17 protein-coding genes are annotated in these 24,046 nt (G+C 36.4%); 11 read left to right on the forward strand and 6 right to left on the reverse strand.

Annotated features, from left to right (window positions below; all coding sequences use genetic code 11):
• Positions 1-67 precede the first annotated feature (67 nt).
• Together ZPR_RS00845 and ZPR_RS00850 are read left to right on the forward strand one after the other, a co-directional pair.
• Positions 68-811, forward strand: a complete 744-nt coding sequence (locus tag ZPR_RS00845; RefSeq protein WP_041578471.1) for a GLPGLI family protein — start codon at positions 68-70, stop codon at positions 809-811.
• A gap of 110 nt (positions 812-921) precedes the next feature.
• Positions 922-3,600: a TonB-dependent receptor gene (locus tag ZPR_RS00850; protein WP_013069687.1), complete on the forward strand. Its 2,679-nt coding sequence runs from the start codon at positions 922-924 to the stop codon at positions 3,598-3,600.
• A 212-nt stretch (positions 3,601-3,812) separates the two neighbouring features.
• Here the strand turns inward: ZPR_RS00850 and ZPR_RS00855 are convergent, their stop codons facing one another.
• On the reverse strand, positions 3,813-4,832 hold the full coding sequence (locus ZPR_RS00855) for an IS110 family RNA-guided transposase (RefSeq protein ID WP_013069688.1): 1,020 nt from the start codon (positions 4,830-4,832) through the stop codon (positions 3,813-3,815).
• Between the two features lie 844 nt (positions 4,833-5,676).
• On the opposite strand from ZPR_RS00855, the gene ileS reads away from it, so the two are divergent.
• From ileS to ZPR_RS00875, 4 genes are all read left to right on the forward strand, one after another.
• Complete coding sequence (ileS, locus tag ZPR_RS00860; RefSeq protein ID WP_013069689.1) at positions 5,677-9,102, forward strand: isoleucine--tRNA ligase; 3,426 nt, start codon at positions 5,677-5,679, stop codon at positions 9,100-9,102.
• Between the two features lie 7 nt (positions 9,103-9,109).
• Positions 9,110-9,493: a TraR/DksA family transcriptional regulator gene (locus ZPR_RS00865; protein ID WP_013069690.1), complete on the forward strand. Its 384-nt coding sequence runs from the start codon at positions 9,110-9,112 to the stop codon at positions 9,491-9,493.
• A gap of 246 nt (positions 9,494-9,739) precedes the next feature.
• A complete protein-coding gene (locus ZPR_RS00870; protein WP_013069691.1) occupies positions 9,740-10,372 on the forward strand; it encodes a DUF4097 family beta strand repeat-containing protein in 633 nt (210 codons plus the stop codon).
• 37 nt (positions 10,373-10,409) lie between these two features.
• Positions 10,410-11,018, forward strand: coding sequence for a lipoprotein signal peptidase (locus ZPR_RS00875; protein WP_013069692.1), 609 nt, complete (start codon positions 10,410-10,412; stop codon positions 11,016-11,018).
• A 1,432-nt stretch (positions 11,019-12,450) separates the two neighbouring features.
• Here the strand turns inward: ZPR_RS00875 and ZPR_RS00880 are convergent.
• Genes ZPR_RS00880 through ZPR_RS00895 form a run of 4 tightly spaced genes read right to left on the reverse strand, consistent with a single transcriptional unit; the run spans position 12,451 to position 15,310 of the window.
• Positions 12,451-13,014: a 5-formyltetrahydrofolate cyclo-ligase gene (locus ZPR_RS00880; RefSeq protein WP_013069694.1), complete on the reverse strand. Its 564-nt coding sequence runs from the start codon at positions 13,012-13,014 to the stop codon at positions 12,451-12,453.
• A complete protein-coding gene (locus ZPR_RS00885) occupies positions 13,007-13,993 on the reverse strand; it encodes a succinylglutamate desuccinylase/aspartoacylase family protein (RefSeq protein ID WP_013069695.1) in 987 nt (328 codons plus the stop codon). The genes ZPR_RS00880 and ZPR_RS00885 overlap by 8 nt, the downstream gene beginning before the upstream one ends.
• 8 nt (positions 13,994-14,001) lie before the next feature.
• Positions 14,002-14,874, reverse strand: a complete 873-nt coding sequence (gene rimK, locus ZPR_RS00890; protein ID WP_013069696.1) for a 30S ribosomal protein S6--L-glutamate ligase — start codon at positions 14,872-14,874, stop codon at positions 14,002-14,004.
• On the reverse strand, positions 14,864-15,310 hold the full coding sequence (locus tag ZPR_RS00895) for an ATP-dependent zinc protease family protein (RefSeq protein ID WP_013069697.1): 447 nt from the start codon (positions 15,308-15,310) through the stop codon (positions 14,864-14,866). Before ZPR_RS00895 ends, rimK begins: the two co-directional genes overlap by 11 nt.
• Positions 15,311-15,496: 186 nt before the next feature.
• Here ZPR_RS00895 and uvrC point away from each other — a divergent pair, with 186 nt between their 5' ends.
• The 3 genes from uvrC (at position 15,497) to ZPR_RS00910 (ending at position 19,885) form a co-directional block, all read left to right on the forward strand.
• A complete protein-coding gene (uvrC, locus tag ZPR_RS00900; protein ID WP_013069698.1) occupies positions 15,497-17,299 on the forward strand; it encodes an excinuclease ABC subunit UvrC in 1,803 nt (600 codons plus the stop codon).
• Positions 17,300-19,522 (forward strand): patatin-like phospholipase family protein, encoded by a 2,223-nt coding sequence (locus tag ZPR_RS00905; RefSeq protein ID WP_013069699.1) that lies wholly within the window; start codon positions 17,300-17,302, stop codon positions 19,520-19,522. It begins immediately after the preceding gene.
• 75 nt (positions 19,523-19,597) lie between these two features.
• Positions 19,598-19,885, forward strand: a complete 288-nt coding sequence (locus ZPR_RS00910) for a ribosomal maturation YjgA family protein (protein WP_049771401.1) — start codon at positions 19,598-19,600, stop codon at positions 19,883-19,885.
• A gap of 340 nt (positions 19,886-20,225) precedes the next feature.
• Here the strand turns inward: ZPR_RS00910 and ZPR_RS00915 are convergent, their stop codons facing one another.
• Positions 20,226-21,236, reverse strand: coding sequence for an LLM class flavin-dependent oxidoreductase (locus ZPR_RS00915; RefSeq protein WP_013069702.1), 1,011 nt, complete (start codon positions 21,234-21,236; stop codon positions 20,226-20,228).
• Between the two features lie 201 nt (positions 21,237-21,437).
• Between ZPR_RS00915 and ZPR_RS00920 the strand changes: the two genes are divergently transcribed.
• Both ZPR_RS00920 and hppD read left to right on the forward strand, forming a co-directional pair.
• The gene (locus tag ZPR_RS00920) at positions 21,438-22,607 is read left to right on the forward strand and encodes a homogentisate 1,2-dioxygenase (protein ID WP_013069703.1); all 1,170 of its coding nucleotides are present in this window, start codon (positions 21,438-21,440) and stop codon (positions 22,605-22,607) included.
• 29 nt (positions 22,608-22,636) lie between these two features.
• The gene (hppD, locus tag ZPR_RS00925) at positions 22,637-23,779 is read left to right on the forward strand and encodes a 4-hydroxyphenylpyruvate dioxygenase (protein WP_013069704.1); all 1,143 of its coding nucleotides are present in this window, start codon (positions 22,637-22,639) and stop codon (positions 23,777-23,779) included.
• Positions 23,780-24,046 lie beyond the last annotated feature (267 nt).

Genomic DNA, 24,046 nt, shown 5'->3' on the forward strand with positions numbered 1-24,046 from the left:
TGCTGAAAAATTACAGGGCGTTTTTCATCTATTTTAGACTAAGTGAATATGAAGTAAGAATAGATTGATGAAATTACAATATCTACTAATTATAGTTATTTTTTATTTCAATTCAGTTGCTTCTCAAGAGAAGAATATAACTGTTAAATTCAATGTTTCATTGAAGGAACAGTATATAAATCCGAAAGCATCTGATGATTATAAATATTTTCAAAAAGTAATGCAAAAAGAGGTAAAGGAAATTTTACCTCATTTGAACTTTTTTGTTTTATCTAATCGACAATCGTTTCAATTTACTTTTGAAAGACCTATGTCCTTAGACAATAAGCCAGATGCTTTTATTAACTACGCAACAACATTAGTTTTTAATGGTAAAAGTATATATGGGAATGTTTTAGAAAAGAAGTCCTACTATATACCTAGAGTTCTGGAAAAAACGAGAATGGTTGATCAAAACGCATTAAACTGGAAAATAACTGATGAAAAAAAAGATATCTTAGGACAAGAATGCTTTAAAGCTTACGTAATTCCTAGCGAAAGTTATGAGGATTATGATAAATATATACCAATTTATGCATGGTTTGCTCCAAATTTAAATTATCAAGCTGGTCCGACGGCATATGCAAATCTTCCTGGATTGATATTAGAATTGGAAACAAATCTTTTAAAATATACTGCAGTTGATTTATCACTTACTAAAAAAAAAGTAGAAGTAATTAATAAGGAAAATTTAGATATATTAAGCCATAAAATGTTTGTTCAATTTTATGATGAGTGGAATAAAAACAATAGGCCTTCAAAATTCAATTAAAAATAGTTTAAAATCTTTATTTACTTTAATATAACTATTTGGCGTTTGTGCGATTATTTTTTAAATTTTACTATTATTCATTTTCTTATTGTTATACTAAAATATTTTCGTTGCTAAGACTGCTGTTTTTAATAGGCATTATTACCGCTATTAGTTCACTTAAAAGCGATGCTCAAACAATCCATTCCGGTACCGTTAAAGACTCGGCCAATGCACCACTTCATGGCGCTAACCTTATTGCGATCCCGGATAGTGATGATCTTAATATGGCCTTTTCCATTTCTGATGAAAAAGGACGCTATCGCCTTAATCTGGAAAAAGACAGTAGCTATGTGATCGAGATTAGTTATTTGGGTTATCAAAAAATCATCGATTCGATTATTGCCAGTCGTGATATTCAGAAAGATTATACCATGCAGGCCAGTAACGAAAGCCTGGAAGAAGTCCTTATCAAAAAGAAAATGGCGGTGGTCGTAAAAGAAGATACTACAATTTATCGTACCGATGTTTTTAAAACCGGGGAAGAGCGTAAGCTACGTGAAGTTTTAAATAAGTTACCGGGTGTGGAAGTAGACCGTGAAGGGACCATCACCGTAAATGGCAAAAAGGTGGATAAATTAATGGTCGATGGGAAAACATTTTTTACCGGAGACTCTAAACTTGCCGTAGAAAACATTCCTGCTGATGCTGTAGATGAAGTCGAAGTGTTGGATAATTACAGCGAAATCCCGTTTTTAAAAGGTCTGGAAGACAGTGATAAAATGGCGATGAACATTAAACTTTCTGAAGGTAAAAAGAAATTTGCTTTTGGTGATATCGAAGTTGGCGGTGGCGTAGAAGATCGCTATTCTCTGCATCCTACCTTGTTTTATTACAGCCCGAAAACTTCAGTAAATGTTATAGGTGATTTTAATAATACCGGGCAAAAGTCTTTTTCCATGCAGGATTATATAAATTTTGAAGGCGGTTATTTATCGCTTATGGATCGGCCGAATGCGAGTAGTATTTATAACGATGATTTTGCGCAATTTCTGCGGAATGAAGATTTTACCTATAACAAAAATGAATTTGGCGCTTTTAACATCGCCCAGGAAATTACCAGCGCTCTCGATCTAAATGCCTACACTATTATTTCCAATAATAAACTGGAAACACTGGAAGAATATAACATTACCTATATCGATGAAGAGCGCGGGTTGGATGAATTTCGCGAAACCCGGCAAAACAACGATCTGTTTTTTACACTAAATAAATTGCAATTGCGCTATCGCCCAAATGCCGATGAAGATCTTACGTACGATGCCTATGTAAAAACATCTTCGGCTACAGCCAACGGAATTTTAAATTCGTTTACTCCGGTAGATTCTACGTTTATCAATACCATGGCAAAGCCCGATGGGATCGATTTTACACAACATGTAAACTACAGCAAACAGTTTTCTTTCGAGCATACCACTACACTAAATGTCGATTATAAATATTCTAAGAACGAAAATGACAAGGATTGGTTATTTAACGAGCCGATTTTTAATACGATTATTCCTTTTGTAGAAGAAGACAGTCTGCATTTATTTCAGCAGGTAAATACCACGCTCAACCAGGCCAGTTTGGATCTCAAGCATTATTGGGTGCTCAACAATACCAATCATATTTATCCGGCATTGGGGGTCAGTTTTTCAGATCAGCGTTTTAGTACTCTCGACGAGCAACAATTGGATTCCGGAGAAATTAATAGTTTTACTGAAGTCGATTTTAATAATGATGTTCATTACCGGTTGGTCGATCAATATGTAGGTTTTCAATATAAAACCATGTTTGGCGATCTTATTTTAAAACCCGGTCTTTTTTATCATTACTACCTGTGGCAGGTGACCCAGTTTGCTGATGAAATTACCAATGAAACAAAACCGGTTTTGTTGCCTGAATTTGAAAGTGAATATAAACTTGGCGGTTCAGAAAAATTACGATTAAATTACAGCATGCGTTCCAGTTTTGCCAATGCATCAAGTTATGCCAATCGCTATCGCTTAAGTAGTTTTAATAGGATTTACCGCGGAAATGAAGATTTAGAGAATCAATTGTATCATCGACTTTCTTTGAGCTATTATAAGTTTAGCCTTTTTAAAGGCATTAATTATAATTTCTTTTTTAATTATTCGAACAGGGTACGATCCATTTTGAATACAACCATTTTAGAAGGAATTAATCAGATCTCGAGTCCGGTGTATACCGATTTACCCAATGAAACCTATAGCTTTCGTGGCTCTTTTACCAAGCGACTCAATGATTTTCGATTGACGGTAGATGGGAATGCCTCGCTGTCCAGTTATAGCCGAATCGTAAACCAGAATACCATAGCTTATGATTCTGAACATTATGGTTACGGCCTGCGAATACGAACTACTTTTGATGACTTCCCAAATTTAGATGTGGGCTACGAACATGATTTTAGTGCTTTTGGATCGGATAATTTTCAGAATAGATTTGTACAATTTCAACCTTTTGCCCGTTTAGAATATGATTTTTTAAACGGATTTATTCTGAAAGCCGATTACGAATATAATTATTACCAAAATCAGGAAAACGACCAGGTGAACCGTTTTCAGATAGGAAATGCTTCCCTGTTTTATAATAAATTAGATAGTGCCTGGAGTTTTGAGGTTGAAGTCAATAATATGCTGGATGCCAATTTTAGAAGAGAAAATTCCTTTTCAGAATTCATTGTCACCGATAGCCGCATATACCTACAACCAAGAACCGTTCTTTTGAAAATAGCTTATAAGCTGTAGGTAGTAATTATAAGTTAGACCGCTTCGTTGTTAGATTTTAGAATCTACACTAAAATTTCTTGTCATCCGGATCAAGCCTCGCCGCAGGCAGGCGTAGTGGAGAACCTATATCATAATTAAGATCTCTCCACTCCGGTCGAGATGACATTTTTTTTCAGGCTAAAATTATGCTGAAAGCTACTTAATAATCTTCACAACTGTCACTTCGATTTCTATGACAATTCCAAGCGGTTTTTATAATTTGTTTGGTTTTTAATTAGTGCCATAGCAATGTGTAACAATTTGTTCCTGACCGCATTTAGAACACTCATTTTATTTTTGCCCTCTTCGACTTTTCTTAGGTAATATACCTGCAGATCATTTTGCATCCTTACCGCCCTCATAGCGGCCATCTGAAGTACGGACTTCAAGGCCATATCTGCCATTTTCGATACCCTGGGCCTGGTTTTTAGGCTGGTGCCGCTCTGTTGCTCAAAGGGTACCACCCCTGCAAAGCAGGCGAGCTTCCTTGGATCGGTCAAACGTTGGAAGCCTTCGGTTTTGATGGCGATCATCCAAGCGGTAACATCCCCTATGCCCGGTACGGTCTTGATCCTTTTGAGCTGTTCCTGTAAAACCGGGTCCGATTTGATTTCGGCACGGATCAAGGTTTCTATTTCGTGGATGTGCCTATCCAGTTCTTTGATGGCCTTTTGATTGATCTTGATCAGTTTTCTGGTACTGCCATTAAATACAATATCCTTTAAATCGGCCATTTGCTGTTTGATCCCTTTGCGCTGCTTGATTTTTGATCTACGTTGGCCCATCAATATCTTTAAAGACCTGATGGCTTCACTGCAAGGTTCCCAGCATTCAAAATCCTGATGGTTCCTTTCAATGAATATGGCAATCCTCTTGGCATCTACCTTATCGTTCTTACCGCGCACCAGGCCGATACTCCTTTTGATATGCTTGGGGTCTATCACATAGACGTTAAAATCAAAGCCTTTCAGGGTTTGGTAAAGGTTATAGTTATAATACCCCGTGTTTTCCATGGCTATAAAAGCCTTGGAATCTATTTTGGCTATGCTTTTCAAAAGCTTGCGGATGCTTTTGGTTTTGTTGCCGATCTTGTGAAAGCTTGCCACACCGGAAGATCTAACACAAAAATCCAACGTGTTTTTACTAATGTCGATACCTACATAAATACTTTTCATAACTTTGTAATGCTTTGTAGATAAGAGGGATTTCATCAATAACTCAACTCCTTGATAATGGGCTTATATCCCGAATTTCTATTAGAGATTGTTGATGAAAGTCTGAACTTGGGTCTGAATCGAACGATGAACTTTATGTTCTGAGCGATATTAGTGTACCCGAGTTCAGCTCTCTTTTCTTTGTTAATACTGCTATAAAAATAACAATACAAGTCTAAAGGAGTGATTGCGAGTTTATGAGCAATTGTATCGAGAAGTGGATTTTAGTCCGAATTTTGAATTCCAAAAAGCATAAAACTCAAGATTCGATAATTCCAAGCTTAAATTTTAACAATTCAGGCTAATAGCTGAAGGCTATATCTAAAAAAAAGTAATTGTGTTGTCATTTCGACTGAAGCGCAGCGGAATGGAGAAATCTATTTTGAAAGCTAATTATAATTAAGCTCTCTCCACTCCGGTCGAGATGACATTTTTTTCAGGCTAAAATTATGCTGAAAGCTACTTAATAATCTTCACAACTGTCACTTCGAGTGATTGCGAGTTTATGAGCAATTGTATCGAGAAGTGGATCTTAGTCAGAATTCAGAATTTTAACAAGTAACTATACATTTTAAAGCTGTGCAATTAAAATTTGGTCATGCTGAATTTGATTCAGCATCCCATACATCTGAAAGCTAACAGCTGAAATCGCTGTAAATTGTTAACAGTCAACTGTAAACTATATTCAAAACAAAAGAAAAAACCGGTATAAATATTACGTTTTCTTTAATTCGGTTTTACCAATAGATTAATATTTATAAGAATGGGTAATTTAAGCAGATAGCAACCGCTGTTTTAGCAAAATTCCTTATTTTCGCACATCATTAGAAATTTTGAGGAAATGAGCACAAAGTTCCCTGAATATAAAGGACTTGACTTACCAAAAGTTGCAGAGGAGACATTAAAATATTGGAAAGAAAACCAAATATTTGAAAAGAGCATAACTTCACGTGATGGTGAAAAGCCATTCATATTTTTTGAAGGACCGCCATCAGCTAACGGATTGCCGGGTATTCACCACGTAATGGCAAGATCGATTAAGGATATTTTTTGTCGCTATAAAACTCAAAAAGGATTTCAGGTAAAACGTAAAGCAGGTTGGGATACTCACGGTCTTCCGGTAGAGCTTGGTGTGGAAAAGGAACTTGGGATCACCAAAGAAGATATTGGCACTAAAATTAGTGTTGAGCAATACAACGAGGCTTGTAAAAATGCGGTAATGCGTTATACAGATATCTGGAACGATCTTACCGAGAAGATGGGATATTGGGTAGATATGGATGATCCCTATATCACCTATAAGCCCAAGTATATGGAAACGGTTTGGTATCTCTTAAAACAGATCTACAACAAAGGTCTTATTTACAAGGGCTATACCATTCAGCCATATTCTCCAAAAGCAGGTACGGGTTTAAGTTCACATGAACTTAACCAACCAGGGACGTATCAGGATGTGTCAGATACTACGGTCACGGCAATGTTTAAAACCAAAAAGGAGACATTGCCAGCAGGTTTAAAAGAGCATGAAGAAGATGTATTCTTAATCGCCTGGACCACCACTCCGTGGACGCTTCCTAGTAACACTGCGCTTACTGTTGGGCCAAAAATCGAATATGTAACCGTAAAAACGTATAACCAATATACCTTTGAGCCGATTACGATAGTTGTTGCTAAAGAACTTGCTCTTAAACAGTTTGATAAGAAGTTTAAACAGGTAGAAAGCGAAGAAGAACTAAAAGCGTATAAAGAAGGTGATAACCTGCCTGCCGGCAAGGCAGGAAAAATCCCTTTCCTAATTGGTGAAAATTACAAGGGGAAAGATCTGGTAGGTATAGCGTATGAGCAATTATTACCTTATACTTTGCCTTTCGAAAATCCTGAAAATGCCTTTAGAGTAATTTCCGGAGATTTTGTGACTACCGAGGATGGTACGGGTATCGTGCATACCGCGCCTACTTTTGGTGCAGATGATGCTCTGGTTGCAAAACAGGCAACGCCACCAGTACCTCCAATGTTGGTGAAAGATGAGAATGACAATTTAGTTCCTTTAGTAGACCTTCAGGGTAAATTCAGACCAGAAATGGGCGAATTTGCCGGTAAGTATGTGAAGAACGAATATTATGATGATGCTGAAGTTCCTGAAAAATCTGTAGATGTAGAGATCGCTATTAAGCTGAAAGAAGAAAACAGGGCTTTTAAGGTAGAAAAATATGTACACAGTTATCCAAACTGCTGGCGTACCGATAAGCCCATTTTATATTATCCGTTAGATTCCTGGTTTATCAAAGTAACCGAGGTTAAAGATCGTATGCACGAGCTGAACACCGGGATTAACTGGAAACCAAAATCTACCGGAGAAGGTCGTTTTGGAAACTGGCTTGCAAATGCAAATGACTGGAACCTGTCCAGAAGCCGATATTGGGGAATTCCGCTACCAATTTGGAGAACTGAAGACGGTAGGGAAGAAAAAATTATCGGTTCTGTAGAAGAATTAAAAATAGAAATCACCAAAGCTGTTGAAGCGGGAGTGATGGACAAGGATATTTTCGCTGATTTTAAAATCGGCGATATGAGTGAAGAAAACTACGCCAATGTAGATCTCCATAAAAATGTGGTAGATACAATTACTTTGGTTTCTGATTCTGGGAAAGCAATGAAGCGCGAAGCCGATCTTATCGACGTATGGTTTGATTCGGGTTCTATGCCTTATGCGCAGTGGCACTATCCTTTTGAAAATAAAGAGAAAGTAGAGAAAGACTGGCGTAAAGCCGATTTTATTGCGGAGGGTGTCGATCAAACCCGTGGCTGGTTCTATACACTTCATGCTATAGCCACCATGACTTTTGACGATGTAGCGTATAAAAATGTAGTTTCCAACGGACTTGTTTTAGATAAAAATGGACAAAAAATGTCCAAACGTCTTGGAAACGCGGTAGATCCTTTTGAAACCTTATCGGTTTACGGGCCGGATGCGACGCGTTGGTACATGATTTCTAACGCGAATCCTTGGGATAATTTAAAATTTGATATTGAAGGAATTGGAGAAATAAGCCGTAAGTTCTTCGGAACACTTTATAATACCTATTCTTTCTTTACCCTATATGCTAACATCGATAATTTTACGTATGCTGAAGCCGATGTTAAATTAGAAGAACGTCCGGAAATCGATCGTTGGATTCTTTCAGAATTACATACGTTAATTGAGAAAGTAGATAAATTCTATGCAGATTACGAGCCTACAAAGGCTACTAGGGTTATTTCAGAATTTGTTCAGGAAAATCTGAGTAACTGGTTTGTGCGATTAAGTCGAAGAAGGTTCTGGAAAGGCGATTACCAGCAGGATAAAATTTCAGCATATCAAACTTTATATACCTGCCTGGAAACCGTAGCGAAACTTAGTGCACCTGTGGCACCATTCTTTATGGATGCTTTATATAAAGATCTGAATCAAACTACGAAGAAAGAGAATTATGAATCGGTTCACACGGCTTTATTCCCGGTTTTCGATGAGAAATTTGTAGATAAATCTTTAGAACGTAAAATGGAAAAAGCACAAACAATTTCCAGTTTGGTACTTTCATTACGTAAAAAAGAAATGATTAAGGTGAGACAGCCGCTACAACGAATCATGATTCCGGTATTGGATAAAAAACAGGGAGAGGAAATTTTAGCGGTGCAGGATCTTATAAAATCTGAAGTGAATGTAAAGGAAGTCGAGTTAATCGATGATGCTTCAGGAATTCTGGTAAAACAAATAAAACCGAATTTTCGCGTTTTAGGGCCTCGTTTTGGAAAGGAAATGAAGCACGTGGTAGCTAAAATTAATCAACTTCAAGCCGAAGATATTGCAACGATCGAAAAAGAAGGCAAAATTGAGATTGAAGTAAATGGAGAAATGATTATTTTGGACGCCAGTGAAGTAGAAATAAGTTCGCAAGATATCGAAGGATGGCTTGTGGCTAGCAGTGGCAATATAACTGTAGCGCTAGACGTTAATATCTCGCCAGAACTCAAAAAAGAAGGAGTTGCGAGAGAATTGGTAAACCGAATTCAGAATATGAGAAAAGACAGTGGATTCGAGGTGACCGATACTATTAACGTACAGCTGCAAAAAGATGGCATTATCGAGGATGCTGTTGCAGATAATATAACCTATATCAAAACTGAAACTTTAACTGCAGCGCTCGAACTTGCAGAAGTAGTAAAAGATGGAGTAGATGTTGAATTTGACGATGTAACTACAAAATTATTAATCACAAAAAACTAAGCAGCTTATGTCAACCGAAGTAAAAGAGCGTTTTAGCGATGCGGAATTGGCCGAATTTAAAGAGCTAATCCAAGGTAAAATCGCCAAAGCCAAAGAACAACTAGAAATTTATCAAAATGCTTATAAAAACGACGGGAACAACGGTACAGATGATACATCCCCAACGTTTAAGGCTTTTGAAGAAGGTAGCGAAACTATGAGTAAAGAAGCGAATTCTCAATTGGCGATTCGTCAGGAGAAATTTATTCGTGATCTTAAAAATGCTTTAATGCGTATCGAGAATAAAACCTATGGTGTATGTCGTGTTACCGGAAAATTAATCAATAAAGAGCGTCTAAAGCTGGTTCCGCATGCCACTTTAAGTATCGAGGCTAAAAATATGCAACGATAAGAGAAAAGCTTTACTCGATAATCGAGAATAAATACTCCGATCCTTTCCTGATAGCTATCTGGAAGGGAGGGATGACTATAAATAAAAAATGGTTTTCTAGAAGCTATCTCATGGGCTTGCTCAAGGTAGTTTGGAATTTCACCGCAGCTAATATTTTATTAAAATATTTGCGCGGTTGGCCATTAGGTATTTGATCAAAAAATAAACGCTCCCGTTTTAAGGAGCGTTTATTGTTCTATAAATGATATGAAAATAGCTAATCGATATTGGATGTTTTTATTGTGTTTTTTTACAGGCACAGTTATAGTAGTTGCTCAAAAAGATACACAGAATATCCTAAATTCAGATTTTAAAGAAGTGATTATCGATGCCAATGAGGTTTTTAAAATCAATATCTTTAGCGAAAAAAGAAAGACCTTAAAGTATAGAAGTCACTCTGAAGGAGAATATTTGAATGATATCAGGCTAACAACAAGTTTAAAAAATGGGAAGCTTTATATCGAAACTCAATATCCAGAACAACTGGTAGGTGGTTTTGATAAGTTGAGTGCACATAAAGTCTTTTCTTTAGAAGTAGATCTTTATTTGCCAGAATATAAAATACTTATGATTAGTTCTAATTCTGCTTCTTTGATTGTTTCAGGGAAATTTGAAAGTTTCTCGGCCAATCTTCAACGAGGTTATTGTAACTTAAAAGATTTTGAGGGAAATGCAACGATAAATACCTACAAAGGTGATATTGATGCAGAAGTAGTTTCTGGAGAAGTAATGGCAAAAAGCAGGCACGGTAAAGTTTTGGTCGATCAAAAGCTTTATGGAATGCATCAAATTAAATTAACTTCAATTAATGGTGACATAAGCGTGCGAAAAACTAAATAATATTAGTATTTTTGGTGCGTTTTTAACAAAAAAAGAAATGTCTTTAAAGAAAGCAGGCCTAATAATATTTATTGTTCTTTTAATCGATCAGGTATCTAAAATTTATATCAAAACACATTTTGAACTTGGCGACGAGTATAAGGTTCTTGATTGGTTTAGAATTCTTTTTGTTGAAAATGAAGGGATGGCCTGGGGTACTAAAATTCCGGGACAGTATGGGAAACTAGCACTTACGCTTTTCCGTTTAGTAGCGATTTTTGGAATAGGTTACTGGCTGGTAGATTCTGTAAAGAAAAATGGAAGTCGAATTTTGATTACCTCAATCTCGTTGATCTTTGCCGGTGCTTTTGGAAATATAATTGATTCGGTTTTCTACGGAATCACGTTTAACGACAGTTATAATAAAGTAGCGACTTTTTTACCTGAAGGTGGAGGCTACGGAACACTTTTCCATGGAAAGGTGGTAGATATGCTTTATTTTCCTTTATATGAGGGATATCTACCGGAGTGGATTCCGTTTTGGGGAGGTAAGTTCTTTACCTTTTTTGAACCTGTATTTAATATTGCCGATTCTTCGATAAGTATTGGCGTGGTTTTATTGCTGTTATTCAACAAAAGAGCTTTCCCAAAAGAAGAGAAAGAGTAGTAAAGTTTATAGCCGTTAGCCTATAGCTTTCAGCTCTTAGCTTTAAAATAGTCGTCTAATGTTTTTTAATGGGCAGATTTCAATAGAAGAAGGGAAAGCAAAAAAACGTGCTTCGTCATCTCGACCGAAGCGGAGGGATCTTTTTCTGATAGAAGTTAGAATATATAGAAGAGACGCAAGAATCAGGAAGCAGGCCTATTAATTTTGAATAACTTTATTATTTAGTCTAATAGAGAAAATTTGTAAATGATTCTGCAAAAACTTCTCGATACCACAACTTTTGAACCTTGAATTTTTGAACTTTGAACGTCTATCTTGATTAAGATTTCTTCATTCCGCTGCGCTGCACCTGCCTGCCAGCGAGGCAGGGTCGAAATGACAACGAAGTTCATTCAAAGCTTAGCATCAAGAATTCAATATAAAATAGTCGTCTTATGTTTTTAATGGGCAGATTTCAATAGAAGAAGGAAAAGCAAAAAAACGTGCTTCGTCATCTCGACCGAAGCGTAGAGATCTTTTTCTGATAAGTTAGTATATAGAGAAGAGACGCAAGAATCAGGAAGCAGGCCTATTAATTTTGAATAAGTTTATAATTTAGTCTAATAGAGAAAATTTGTAAATGATTACTGTAAAGGCTTCTCGATACCACAACTTTTGAACCTTGAATTTTTGAACTTTGAACGTCTATCTTGATTGAGATTTCTTCATTTCGCTACGCTGCACCTGCCTGCCAGCGAGGCAGGGTCGAAATGACAACGAAGTTCATTCAAAGCTTAGCATCAAGAATTCAATATTAAATACTCATCCTATGTTTTTAATGGGCAGGTTTCAATAGAAGAAGGGAAAAAAAACGTGCTTTGTCATCTCGACCGGAGCGGAGAGATCTTTTTCTGATAGAAGTTAGAATATAGAGAAGAGACGCAAGAATCAGGAAGCAGGCCTATTAATTTTGAATAACTTTATTATTTAGTCTAATAGAGAAAATTTGTAAATGATTCTGCAAAGACTTCTCGATACCACAACTTTTGAACCTTGAATTTTTGAACTTTGAACGTCTATCTTTATTGAGATTTCTCCATTTCGCTACGCTACAGTCGAAATGACAACGAATTTTGTTCAAAATTTAAAATTCAGAATAATAAACCTCTATTTTATAAACACGATGTTCTTTTTTCTAAAAGAAATTGCTTCTATACTATACCAAAAATTAGCAAATCAACACATCATCACATTTTCAAATCGAAAAGTATGGTCTTTCTCTTGCTTCTTGTCTCCTGGTTCCCGATTTTCATTTCAGCATTCAGCACTCCAAATTCAGCATAAAAAAGGTAGCGTCTATATTCTAATTTTCTCATCTCTAAACTGGAAATAGTATTTCAATTACCAAATTAGCACGTCATCAAATTTTCAAATTAAAAAAGCGATCTAAATTCTAAAATCTATAAACTTTCTTCGGAGTCACACAATAATCAAGCGGAATATCACTGGGGTATACATCTTGAAAAGCTTCTTCAGCTTCGTAAAAAGAAAGTCCTATTTTAATAATGTTGGGTTTACAGTTGCTTAAAAATTTATCGTAGTAGCCTTTACCATAACCAATGCGGTGACCGTTTTTATCGAAAGCAAGTAAAGGCACAAAGACCACATCTATTTTTGCTGAGGGAATTTCTATCCCATCTACGGGCTCTGGAATATTCCACCTGTTTTTTTTGATCTTGGTGGTTTCTGTAAGTAAATAATTGATCAGATTGTTATGCTCGATATCGGTTCTGGGAATGACCACATTTTTATCTTTACCCTGAAGAATGTGTAAAATAAATTCGGTATCCACCTCTTTCTGCTCTGCAATACTAAGGAACAGGTGATAAAAATCACCTTCCCAGACATCAAGTTGAAGTAAGTTATTGGCAATCTTTAAACTATATTCTTCAATAACTTCAGGAGAAAGATCGATACGTAAAGCTTTGTATTTTTTACGGAGGTCGGTCTTATTCATCGATCACTTTTGAGGCGGTTGATATATGAAAAATAGCATCACCCTGATATACGATAGGTGATTCATTCACATTTATGATATATCCCTGATTTCTTGATTTTATCTTATGCCTAAATTTCCCGTAAGGATCGGTAATCGTGCCAATATATTCCCCTTTTTCAACAAACTTTCCGCAAGGAATTTTAAGATGTAAAAGTCCGCTGTATTTCGCACGCATCCAGGTGGTATTTTCAATCAAAATAGGTTCGGCATGGGCATCAGGTAATTCAAATTTAGATTTAAGCATATTTAGATGATCCAGGATACGCATGGTGCCTTCAACTCCTTGTTTTGCAATTTCTTTATTGCTATCCTGGGATTTTCCACCTTCAAAAAGTAAAATTGGGATCCCCATTTTAGAGCAGGTTTCACGATACGATTTGGTAATTGTCGTAGAAACGATAGTAAACGGAGCTTTAAAAATATTCGCTAATTCTATACTATGCTTATCGCCTTTTTTAACGCGTATTTGCGCTACGTTAAATCTACTTGCGCCACCGGTATGAAAATCCAGGCAGAAATCGGCAATTGGTAAAATTTCCTGCACAAACTGAAAAGCAAACCTGCTGGCCAGCGAGCCGTTTTTAGTACCCGGGAACATTCGGTTTAAATCACGGCCATCGGGAAATTCACGAGCCATATTTAAAAAACCAAACACATTAACTACCGGTATACAAATAGTAGTGCCGCATTTAGGTTTGTTAATTTCTTTACTGATGAGTTGTCTTACGATTTCTACCCCATTCAATTCATCACCATGGATACCGGCGGTAATTAATACTACCGGTCCTGGGTTCTTAGAACGCTCTATAATCACTGGCACTTCAACAGAAGTTGTGGTGTAAAGTTTCGCCATGTTAAGATTAATAGTGGCGCTTTTACCGGGTAAAATCTTTTTGCCCAGAATTTCCAGAACGTTTTCTTTGGTGATTTGAGGCATAAATTAAATTAGGCGTGTTTTTCGATATATCGAATAATGGTTTTGGCAATATCTTTTCCGGTAGCTTTTTCGATACCTTCTAATCCCGGTGAAGAATTTACTTCAAGAATTAATGGTCCGCGTGAACTTTGGATCATATCCACACCCGCAACGCCAAGCCCCATGGCTTTGGTCGCTTTTACCGCTGCAATTTCTTCTTCATCACTAAGTTCAATGGCCTCAGCACTACCACCGCGATGCAGGTTAGAACGGAACTCGCCTTCTTTTCCCTGTCTTTTCATAGCACCAACTACGTGACCATCTACGACAAAAGCTCTAATATCTGCACCTTTGGCTTCTTTTATAAATTCCTGCACGATCACTCGGGCCTGTAAACCGTTAAACGCTTCAATTACAGACTCGGCTGCATTTTTGGTTTCAGCAAGAACAACACCAACACCCTGTGTTCCTTCTAAAAGCTTAATGACCAATGGTGGTCCGCCAACCTGACTAATAACTCCAGAAACATCTCTGGAATAATTAGTGAATACTGTTTTTGGAAGTCCGATTTTAGCGCGAGAAAGCACCTGAAGACTTCTTAATTTATCGCGGCTTCTTACCAAAGCTTCACTTTCTGTCGTGGTAAAGGCCCCCATCATCTCGAACTGGCGAACAACTGCGGTACCATAAAAGGTTACCGAAGAACCAATTCTAGGGATAATGGCATCTACATCTTTTATATAGTCTCCCTTAAAATAAATGTTAGGGTTTCTCCTTTCTATGACAATATCACATTTTAAGGGGTCTACAACCTCTACGGTGTGTTTGCGTTTCATTGCCGCTTCAACAAGGCGTTTTGTTGAATATAGTTGCGTATTTCTGGAAAGGATTTTAATGTTCATTCGTTTGGTGTTGATTGTTAAATGATAAATCAATTAGTTGTGGATCCACAATAAATTTGTTGCTTAAAAATTTTCGTCCTAAAAGAACAGGGAAACGCATTTCCTGGCGTGAAGACAAAGAAAGCGAAATTTTATAAATTTTATTAAAAAGCTTTATTTTTGATTCGATCTGATAACGCTTTTGTATCATTCCATTACTACTACGAACGTAAATAATATCATAGTCTTTAAAAATGAATTCTTTACCGTTGTATAGCGCATGCTCTTCATCAAGAAATTTGCAGTATAATACATCGTCTTTTTCAATAATTTCGTCACAGTGAATGGAAGAGGTGTAAGCTCCGGTATCTATTTTTACCGAAATTCCTTCAAGATCCAGCACCGGGAAATCTGCCTTGTCAAAACGTCCAATAATTCTTTTTTTGCTTTCGCTCATATATCCAAGATAGCCAAAATAAATGTTTTATGGTTTTAAGGAATTATAAAATACCTTTAAAACTGCTAATTTCAGCAATACATTCGAGATTCAGAAATAAAAAATGAAAGAAGAATTGGTGAAAAATTGCTTCAAATTTCCCTGAATTTCTTCAAAATGGCCTAAAGATATTTTAAATTTGAAGTGATGGAAATACCTGCTTTGGATGTACAGTTAAAGACCTTACCCGATAGTCCCGGTGTTTATCAATATTTTGATAAAAATGGGAAGATTCTCTATGTGGGTAAAGCTAAAAATCTTAAAAAACGTGTAACCTCTTATTTTACCAAACGCCACGATAGTCATCGTATAGGGGTAATGGTGAAAAAAATTCACGAGATAAGACATATCGTGGTTTCTTCGGAAACCGATGCGCTGCTGCTGGAAAATAATCTAATCAAAAAATTACAGCCGCGTTTTAACGTAATGCTTAAGGATGATAAAACTTATCCCTGGATTTGTATAAAAAACGAACGTTTCCCAAGAGTCTTCCCAACCCGAAGATTGATTAAAGACGGGAGTGAGTATTATGGGCCGTTTACTAGTTTTAAAACGGTAAATACCTTACTTGATTTAATTAAGGGACTATATAAACTGCGTACTTGTAATTATGACCTTGTTGAAGATAAAATTAGGGATAATAAGTATAAAGTGTGCCTGGAATATCATTTAGGGAATTGTAAGGGGCCCTGTGAAGGCTACCAGGGAGAAGCAGAGTATAACAGAAATATCGAACATATTCGCCAAATCGTAAAAGGAAATTTTAAAGACTCGCTTAGTCAGTTTAGAGAGCAAATGCAGGAGCATGCTGAAAATATGGAGTTTGAAGATGCACAGCGAATAAAAAATAAGATCGAAGTTTTAGAAAATTACCAATCCCGGTCTACAGTTGTTAATCCTAAAATCAATAATGTAGATGTATTTTCTGTAATTAGCGACGAGGGGTATGGATACGTGAATTTTCTTCAGTTAATGCATGGTTCCATTATCAGGTCTCATACCATAGAAATGAAGAAAAAACTGGATGAAACCGACGAAGAATTACTGGAACTGGGGATTACTGAAATTAGGCAGCGATTTAATTCAAAATCACCAGAGATTTATGTGCCTTTTAAGGTAGATGCCGGTGATGATATAAAAGTAACAGTGCCTAAATTGGGGGATAAGCGTAAAATTGTAGAATTGTCTGAGCGGAATGCAAAATATTACCGACAGGAACGATTTAAGCAAATGAAAATTGTAGATCCAGATCGGCATGTAAATCGGGTAATGGCACAAATGAAAGAAGATTTGCGTTTAAGCGTTGAGCCGCGGCATATTGAATGTTTCGATAATTCTAATATTCAGGGAACAAATCCAGTGGCGGCCTGTGTGGTTTTTAAAAATGGCAAACCAAGTAAAAAAGATTATCGTAAATTTAATATCAAAACTGTTGAAGGACCTAACGATTTTGCTTCGATGGAAGAAGTGGTGTACAGAAGGTACAAGCGTCTTTTAAACGAAGGTGAAGAATTACCGCAGCTTATTATTGTAGACGGTGGTAAAGGTCAGTTAAGAAGTGGTTTAAAAGCTTTGGAGACTTTAGGCTTAAGAGGGGAGGTAGCCATAATTGGGATAGCTAAAAGATTAGAAGAGTTGTTTTATCCGGGTGATCCGGTACCCTTGTATTTAGATAAGAAGTCTGAAACCTTAAAGATTATTCAGCAGTTAAGAAATGAAGCACATAGGTTTGGTATCACTTTCCATCGAAATAAACGTAGTAAATCTGCGTTAAATACAGAGCTGGACTCGATTAAAGGAATTGGAGAGAAAACAGTGGTAGAATTACTAAAAAGCTTTAGATCTCTTAAACGGGTAAAAGAAGCTTCAGAGAAATCACTGGCAGATGTTGTGGGAAGTGCTAAAGCTAGAATTGTTTACGATTATTATCATCCGGAATCTTCAGAATAAATGAAAAAAGTCATTTGCATCCTATTCTTCTGTAGTTCACTTTTAAGTTTTTCCCAGGAAGAAAAATTAAAAGTAGGGCTTGTTTTAAGTGGAGGTGGAGCAAAGGGACTGGCACATATTGGTGCTTTAAAGGCAATTGAGGAAGCGGGTGTACACATCGATTATATTGGTGGAACCAGTATGGGTGCAATTATTGGAGGTTTGTATGCTTCGGGATATTCGGCATCCGAATTAGATTCTATCGTAAAAAACACCAATTTCAATATTCTTATTCAGGATGAAATTCCACGAAAATCGATGACATTTTATGAAAAGAGAAATACAGAGCGTTATGCTCTTACACTTCCTTTTGATCATTTTAAACTAGGCTTTCCTTCGGGCTTAAGTAAAGGGCAAAATATTTACAATTTAATGTCGGGTTTAACGGTGCATCTGGACGATGAAACTGATTTTTCAAAATTACCAATTCCGTTTTTTTGTGTCGCAGCAGATGTAGAAACCGGTGCCGAAATTATTTTGGATAAAGGTTCTCTTGCCAAATCTGTAGCGGCTAGCGGAGCTATTCCTTCCCTTTTTTCTCCTGTAAAAATTGATGGTAGGCTGCTCATTGACGGTGGTGTGGTTAATAATTATCCGGTAGAAGAATTACGACGTCGCGGTGCCGATATTATTATTGGGGTAGATGTCCAGGATTCGTTACTTAACCGAAAAGACTTAAAAGGGGTATTCGATATTTTTACTCAGGTGAGTAATTTCAGGACGATTAATGATATGAAGCATAAAATTCCGCTTACAGATATTTATATTCGACCCGATATTGCTCGTTTTTCGATTATGTCTTTTGAAGAAGGTTCAGCCATTATCGATTCCGGAAAGGTAGCGGGAGACAAGCGAATTTCGGCATTAAAACAATTGGCACAAAAGCAAAAATCCCATCCGGAACCTTATCACAGAAAAATTGTAGATACACTTCATTTAAGCCAAATTGAACTCGCAGGAAATACAAATTATCCACGATCTTTTATTATGGGGAGGCTTAGACTGCAAACTCCTGGTAAGTTTAGTCTTTCTCAGATAAACGAAAGCATAGATTTTTTATCGGCCACTGGAAATTTTGATAAGATTAACTACTTTCTAACTCAGGATAATGGCGAAGATACTTATACGTTAAACCTTAATTTGGATGAAAGTGAGAATAAAACTTTTCTAAAATTAGCCTTGCATTACGACGAGTTGTATCGCAGTGCGGCGCTGGTAAATTTAACACGAAAAAGTTCAATTTTTACGAACGATGTTACTTCTTTAGATTTAATCGTGGGAGAAAATGTTCGGTATAACTTTCAGTATTATATCGATAAAGGATATTATTGGAGTATAGGTATGAAATCACGTTTTAATTCTTTTGATACTCCGGTAGATTATGCGCTTATACAGGACGCAATTAACGGAGGTGATTTGAATGTTAATAAGATTGATGTCGATTTTAAAGATTTTACCAATCAATTTTATGTAGAGACTTTGTTTAAGCAGGTGGCTTCGCTGGGGATGGGGGCAGAGCATAAATATTTAAAGATCTCTTCAGAAACTATTAATAGCGAGGGAGAGGATGTAGACGTTCCCGGAACTGAATTTGAGAATAATCATTATTACAGTGCTTTTGGATATTTAAAATATGATTCTTTTGATAATAAATATTATCCAAAAAAGGGATTCTATTTTCATGGTGATTTTCATATTTATCCTTTTTCTTCTATTGACGATTTTAACGAATTTTCTATCGCTAAAGGAAAAATTGGCTATGTTTTTACTCCGATAAAGAATCTTAGTGTCCGCATCTTTTCTGAAACAGGATTTAAAATTGGCGATAGCGAACAGCAAAGTTTAGACTTTTTTTTAGGCGGCTACGGGAATAACCTAATAAATAATATGGTGCCATTTTATGGGTATGATTTTCTTAGCTTAGGAGCCGATAGTTACATAAAAAGTCTGGCTGAAGTGGATGTTGAAATATTCAAAAATAATCACATCACCTTAAGTGGTAATTTTGCTAATGTAGAGAACAAATTGTATTCCTCTGGAAACTGGTTGTCCATGCCAGATTATTCTGGCTACGCCTTAGGTTATGGGGTGGAAACCTTTTTAGGCCCAATGGAAGTAAAATACTCTTATTCGCCAGAAGTAAAGGAAAGTCAGTGGTTTTTTAGTTTAGGATTCTGGTTTTAATGCGTTTCAAATTAAAATACTTTTTAATTTCCTTATCGATTTTTATTATCGAATTTTTAATAGCTCGATTTATAAATGGTGGTTTTATACGTAATGTGCTTGGAGATTATCTGGTGGTATTATTTTCTGCTTACATTTTTTAAGTGGCAACAATTTAAAGTGGCCATTTTTGTGTTGCTTTTGGCTTATTTTATCGAGTTTTTACAATACCTAAAGATTCTAAAAATACTGGGGATCCCAAGATCTACATTTACAACTATGGTTTTGGGTTCTTCTTTCGACTGGGGTGATATAGTTGCTTATACTTTGGCATTTTTAAGCATTATTGGCATCGCCAAAGTATTTAATAACAAAGCTTGCTAATGATCCAGAGGATTCACTTTTGAATTCAATATTTAAAAAGAAGTTGATGGTTTAGGGTGATTAGTGAATAGAAAAGGCCATCAGCTTAAAAAGATTTAAATTTCAGTATTTCAAATTTTAGATTCCTGGTTCTTGACTCTCTCGTCTATTTTCTATTCTCTCTTTTCTATATTCTAAGTGCTCATAGCGAAGCGATCTAAGTTCTAGCATAAAACAGATTTCTGTATAATTCCGGAAAGATAGGCCTAAAAGGACTCGAAATTATAAAGAGTCTTTTCGGTTCATATCTCGCGGTTAGTATGTATTTCCCGACTTTTATAAATTTACGCTAAAAATCACCTCAGGAGGTGCTACTTATTGAAAATGCTTCAGCAACCAACTCAAAACTTTTTAAACGCAGTTCTTTATTAAAACTCATGGTAGAAATAATCACTTCATCTACCTCAAAATCCTTTGCCAAATTGGTGATTTTCTCTTTTACACGATCTGGTGTGCCAGAGATTATTCGGCCTGCATTATAGTGCAATCGCTGTTTTTCAAAAGAAGTGAACTGATGATTTCTAATGTCTTCAAATTCCGGTAGGCTTTGGTAGTTTCCTTTGTCGAATTGCAATAAAATATAATCGATATACTTACGCATTTGGTTAGCTTCCTCTTCGGTTTCCCCACACATAACAAAAGATGCGATTAAAGCTTTAGGTTCCTGTTGATCTTCGGTAGGTTTAAAATGTTTACGATAACGATCCACCACGCTGGGGGGTACACTGCCATTAATAAATTTGGCCACAGCAAGGTTTAATCCAAGATCGGCGGCAATCCTCGCACTGCCACCGCTACTACTTAAAATCCATTGCTGCGGAATTGTTTTTATCTGCGGAATAGCATATACGGGAGAATTGTTTACAAGTGCATGATCCCTAAAAAAATGATTTAGCTGCTGAAGCTGCTGAATATAATCGTCTTCCTGAAATGTGCTTGAAGGGTTTAAAAGTTTTGCGCTAACCCCATCCCCGCCGGGAGCACGGCCAATGCCAAGATCGATACGACCGGGATATAAAGCTTCCAGCATTCGAAAATTTTCAGCTACTTTAAAAGCACTGTGATTGGGTAGCATAACTCCGCCGCTACCTAATCTAATTTGTGAAGTTTCAGCTCCTAATCTTGCCATTAATACTTCTGGAGCAGAGCCGGCAATAAATGTAGAATTATGATGTTCGGAAATCCAAAAACGATGATAGCCTAAATTTTCGGCGAGGATAGCAGTTTCTATAGTTTCCTTAACCGCTTCCCCGGCTGTAGAACTGGTGCGAACGATAGATTGGTCTAAAATTCCTAGTTTAATATCACTCATTCAATGTGCTTTTATAAGTTATTCGATATTGGGGGTAATTGCTTACAAACTAATTTAGCGTATTAAAACCTAGTTTTACATTTCATTTAAGAAAGAATATAATTATTTTCTATAAATTTATTATTAGTTAATTTTATATGCTTTTTGTTGATAATTTTATAATTTTAGCTATCGGAAAGTAGTCTAATTAAATATTTAATTATGCCTTTTTATCATAAATTAGGTAAGATTCCACATAAACGACATACGATTTTTAAAAAACCGGATGGGAGTCTTTATTACGAACAGGTTTTTGGAACCATTGGTTTTGACGGGATGTCCTCGATCTCTTACCACGAGCAGCGGCCTACACAGGTTAAAGAAGTTAGAAAAAGTTATAGTGTAAAACCTGTAATTTCAAAAGTAAATAATTTAAAGTCTTACCGTTTAAAAGGTTTTCAGGTACAACCAACACGTGATTATTTAGGAAGTAGGAAGGTTATTTTAACCAATAGTGATGTCGATATTATTCTGGCAGCACCACAGAAATCAACTGATAATTATTTCTATAAAAATGCCGATAGTGACGAGCTTTTATTTATTCATAGGGGTAGCGGGAAATTAAGGACGCATTTAGGAAATCTCGATTTTAAATACGGTGATTATCTCCTGATTCCTCGAGGGACCATTTACAAAATCGATTTTGATACAGAAGATAACCGACTCTTTATTGTAGAATCCAGACGACCAATATATACACCGAAACGATATCGAAACTGGTTTGGGCAATTATTAGAGCATTCGCCTTTTTGTGAACGTGATCTAAGACAACCTTATGAATTGGAAACGAATAATGAAAAAGGTGATTTTTTAATCAAAATAAAAAAACAAGGAGAAATTTTTGATACGGTCTATGCCACGCATCCATTTGATGTTGTGGGCTACGACGGTTATAACTATCCCTATGCTTTTTCTATCCACGATTTTGAACCTATTACAGGTAGAATTCACCAACCCCCACCGGTACACCAAACTTTTGAAACCGATGCTTTTGTAGTTTGTAGTTTTTGTCCGCGTAAATACGATTATCATCCAGAAAGTATTCCAGCACCCTATAGTCACAGTAATATAGATAGTGATGAGGTATTGTATTATGTAGACGGTGATTTTATGAGCAGGAATGATATTGAATCCGGGCATATTTCGCTGCACCCGGCTGGAATTCCGCACGGGCCGCACCCGGGAGCCGTAGAACGAAGTATTGGTAAAACCGAAACTGAAGAATTAGCAGTAATGGTAGATACCTTTAAGCCTTTACAGCTTACCGAAGATGCTATGGCCATTGCTGATGAAACCTATTACAGATCCTGGTTGGAAGACGAGGATAAATAAAAAGATTAAAAAAAACGAATATTTAAGTTATGTCTAAAGATAATTCATCCTTACAATTAGAAAAAGTAATTCCTGAAGCAGAAGACTTTCTTCCCATCTTGGGGACAGACTTTGTAGAGCTTTATGTAGGGAATGCAAAGCAGGCAGCATATTATTATCAGCATGCCTGGGGATTTCAGCCGGTGGCTTATTCTGGTTTAGAAACCGGAAGAAAGGATAGCGTATCCTATGTGTTGCAGCAGGGAAAAATCAGGATCGTACTTACTTCTCCATTAGAGCCTTCCGGAGAAATAAACGCGCATATCGATAAACATGGCGACGGTGTGAAATTTGTTGCACTTTGGGTAGATGATGCTAAAAAAAGTTATGAAGAAACCACCAAAAGAGGTGCTAAAAGTTATGTAGAGCCTTACGAATTAGAAGATGAATATGGTAAAGTAGTGATCTCTGGAATTCATACTTACGGAGAAACGGTTCATCTTTTTATAGAAAGAGGTGATTATAAAGGTCCTTTTATTCCTGGTTATAGAACCTATGCTCCGCTTGCTAAATCTGAAGAGACTGGATTGAAGTATATCGACCATATGGTCGGAAATGTGGGGTGGAACGAGATGAATAAGTGGTGCGAGTTTTATGCAAAAGTGATGGGGTTTGCGCAAATGGTTTCCTTCGATGATAATGATATTTCGACAGATTATACCGCATTAATGAGTAAAGTAATGAGTAACGGAAATGGGCGAATTAAATTCCCTATTAATGAACCTGCGGAAGGAAAAAAGAAATCACAAATTGAAGAATATATTGATTTTTATAATGGTGCCGGAGTTCAGCATATCGCTTTAGCTACCGATAATATTATTGAAACCGTGACCGCATTGCGTAATCGTGGAGTAGAATTTTTATATGTTCCTGAAACGTATTATGATGATTTATTAGATCGGGTAGGAGATATCGATGAGGAATTAGCGCCACTAAAAGAGCTGGGAGTACTGGTCGATAGAGACGATGAAGGCTATTTATTACAGATTTTTACCAAGCCGGTTTTAGATAGGCCAACCATGTTTTTTGAAATCATCCAGAGAAAAGGGGCGCAATCTTTTGGAAAAGGAAACTTTAAAGCCCTTTTTGAAGCTATCGAAAGAGAGCAGGATTTGCGAGGAACGCTAAAATAATCGAAAATTGTTGATTTAAAGTAAGTTAAAACATTTTTTCGTTGTCTAAAAATCAATGTTTTAGTTAAAGTTTGTTTTTGGCTTTTTTTAACAGGATAAAATACGGAATTTTGCGCTCGCATTTTTGGAGTGGTTACCAAATTTGTTTTTTCATAATTTAAGTTTTAGTTGGTTAATAAGACAAAAAACCTCGTCATTAATTTGATGGGGTTTTTTGTTTTGATACATTTGGAATAGTAATTGTAAATCTGCTTAAGGATAGATGTT

Source organism: Zunongwangia profunda SM-A87 (assembly GCF_000023465.1).
In the GTDB taxonomy this organism is placed as follows: domain Bacteria; phylum Bacteroidota; class Bacteroidia; order Flavobacteriales; family Flavobacteriaceae; genus Zunongwangia; species Zunongwangia profunda.

Coding starts and splice junctions, on each gene's coding strand:
- ZPR_RS00845 (WP_041578471.1), top strand. CDS start 68: ATGAAATTACAATATCTACTAATTATAGTTATTTTTTATTTCAATTCA.
- ZPR_RS00855 (WP_013069688.1), bottom strand. CDS start 4,832: ATGAAATCCCTCTTATCTACAAAGCATTACAAAGTTATGAAAAGTATT.
- ileS (WP_013069689.1), top strand. CDS start 5,677: ATGAGCACAAAGTTCCCTGAATATAAAGGACTTGACTTACCAAAAGTT.
- ZPR_RS00865 (WP_013069690.1), top strand. CDS start 9,110: ATGTCAACCGAAGTAAAAGAGCGTTTTAGCGATGCGGAATTGGCCGAA.
- ZPR_RS00870 (WP_013069691.1), top strand. CDS start 9,740: ATGAAAATAGCTAATCGATATTGGATGTTTTTATTGTGTTTTTTTACA.
- ZPR_RS00875 (WP_013069692.1), top strand. CDS start 10,410: ATGTCTTTAAAGAAAGCAGGCCTAATAATATTTATTGTTCTTTTAATC.
- ZPR_RS00880 (WP_013069694.1), bottom strand. CDS start 13,014: ATGAATAAGACCGACCTCCGTAAAAAATACAAAGCTTTACGTATCGAT.
- ZPR_RS00885 (WP_013069695.1), bottom strand. CDS start 13,993: ATGCCTCAAATCACCAAAGAAAACGTTCTGGAAATTCTGGGCAAAAAG.
- rimK (WP_013069696.1), bottom strand. CDS start 14,874: ATGAACATTAAAATCCTTTCCAGAAATACGCAACTATATTCAACAAAA.
- ZPR_RS00895 (WP_013069697.1), bottom strand. CDS start 15,310: ATGAGCGAAAGCAAAAAAAGAATTATTGGACGTTTTGACAAGGCAGAT.
- uvrC (WP_013069698.1), top strand. CDS start 15,497: ATGGAAATACCTGCTTTGGATGTACAGTTAAAGACCTTACCCGATAGT.
- ZPR_RS00905 (WP_013069699.1), top strand. CDS start 17,300: ATGAAAAAAGTCATTTGCATCCTATTCTTCTGTAGTTCACTTTTAAGT.
- ZPR_RS00910 (WP_049771401.1), top strand. CDS start 19,598: ATGGTGGTTTTATACGTAATGTGCTTGGAGATTATCTGGTGGTATTAT.
- ZPR_RS00915 (WP_013069702.1), bottom strand. CDS start 21,236: ATGAGTGATATTAAACTAGGAATTTTAGACCAATCTATCGTTCGCACC.
- ZPR_RS00920 (WP_013069703.1), top strand. CDS start 21,438: ATGCCTTTTTATCATAAATTAGGTAAGATTCCACATAAACGACATACG.
- hppD (WP_013069704.1), top strand. CDS start 22,637: ATGTCTAAAGATAATTCATCCTTACAATTAGAAAAAGTAATTCCTGAA.